2 protein-coding genes are annotated in these 1,343 nt (G+C 68.0%); both read left to right on the plus strand.

Translation table 11 applies throughout. The features are described 5' to 3' along the window. Positions 1-58 precede the first annotated feature (58 nt). Positions 59-928, plus strand: coding sequence for an IS5 family transposase (locus MXD57_RS31280; protein ID WP_250405587.1), 870 nt, complete (start codon positions 59-61; stop codon positions 926-928). A gap of 72 nt (positions 929-1,000) precedes the next feature. Further along, positions 1,001-1,330, plus strand: coding sequence for a hypothetical protein (locus MXD57_RS31285; RefSeq protein ID WP_250405588.1), 330 nt, complete (start codon positions 1,001-1,003; stop codon positions 1,328-1,330). Positions 1,331-1,343 lie beyond the last annotated feature (13 nt).

Here is a 1,343-nt window from a genome sequence, read left to right on the forward strand (position 1 = left end):
CTAGGCCGTGTTTTGAAAATGGGGTCCGCTCCTCGTCCCGCATCGTGATGATCTTGGTGTGGGGCGAGGGAACCTTTCTGACGAGCAGTGGGCGGTACTGGAGCCGTTGTTGCCGGTGGCGGTGTTGGGCAGGCCGACAGCGTGTCGACGAAAGTTGATCGATGGGATCCGCTGGCGGGTGCGGACCGGTGCGCCGTGGCGGGATCTTCCGGCGGAGTACGGTCCGTGGCAGACGGTCTACGGTCTCTTCCGCCGCTGGCAGCGGGGCGGCGTCTGGCAGGAGTTACTGACCGGGCTGCAGGCCCGGGCAGATGCGGCTGGGCTGATCATGTGGGAGGTCAACGTCGACTCCACGGTCTGCCGGGCCCACCAGCACGCGGCGGGCGCCCGCCGCGACGGTCACACCCAGAAGGAGCCGCCGGGCGGGACCCGCGCCGAGCCAGAAGACCACGGGCTGGGCCGGTCCCGTGGAGGCTTCAGCACCAAGATCCATCTCGCGTGCGAGCAAAGGCAGCGGCCTTTGTCGCTGCTGGTCACCGCTGGGCAGCGGGGTGACAGTCCGCAGTTCACGGCCGTCCTGGAGGGCATACGGGTACCTCGTCTCGGGCCGGGACGCCCCCGCGTGCGCCCCCTGCGAGTGCGGGGCGACAAGGCGTATTCGTCCCGCGCGAACCGGGCCTACCTGCGAAAGCGCGGGATCCGCTGCACGATTCTGGAGCCGGCCGACCAGGTCCGGAACCGCAAGCGACGCGGGGCGGCGGGCGGGAGGCCGCCGGCCTTCGACGGGGAGGACTACAAGGCCCGGCACGCAGTCGAGTGCGGGATCAACCGGCTCAAGCGAAATCGTGCGGTGGCCACGAGGTTCGACAAACTGGCGGTCCGTTTCGAGGCCACCGTCGTGGTCGCTGCGATCGGTGAATGGCTGTGACGAGCCTGGGGCGTCGGCCTCGCATGCCATGCTGACCGCAGCCAGTTGAGCGGGCGAGGGGAGACACCACCGATGGGGGCCCGGTACTACGGCGCTGACAGTGAGAACGGCGACCGCATCGACGACCCGTCCGAGGACGCGCTGTTCATGATGATCAGCGACCTCAACGACTCCGACAACACCTTCGTTGTCATCCAGCCCGATGAGGACGACCCCATCTGGTTCACCTCGGTGGCCGTAGTGGACGAAGGTGGCTACGAAGTCGTCCGCCGCGATGCCAGCCGCCGCGAGCACGAGGTCACCACCTCGTCCAGCATCAACGACATCGCCCGCGACCTCACCATCTGGATGGCCGCCCGCCACTTCCCCGAACGGCCAACCGAGCAGGTCACCGACTTCTAAAACACGACCTAGC

The sequence above is a fragment of the Streptomyces cellostaticus genome, from assembly GCF_023630175.1.
Lineage (GTDB): Bacteria > Actinomycetota > Actinomycetes > Streptomycetales > Streptomycetaceae > Streptomyces > Streptomyces cellostaticus_A.

What these genes read in the sequence shown, in the direction of transcription:
- MXD57_RS31285 (WP_250405588.1), top strand. Translation starts at nt 1,001, where the DNA reads ATGGGGGCCCGGTACTACGGCGCTGACAGTGAGAACGGCGACCGCATC.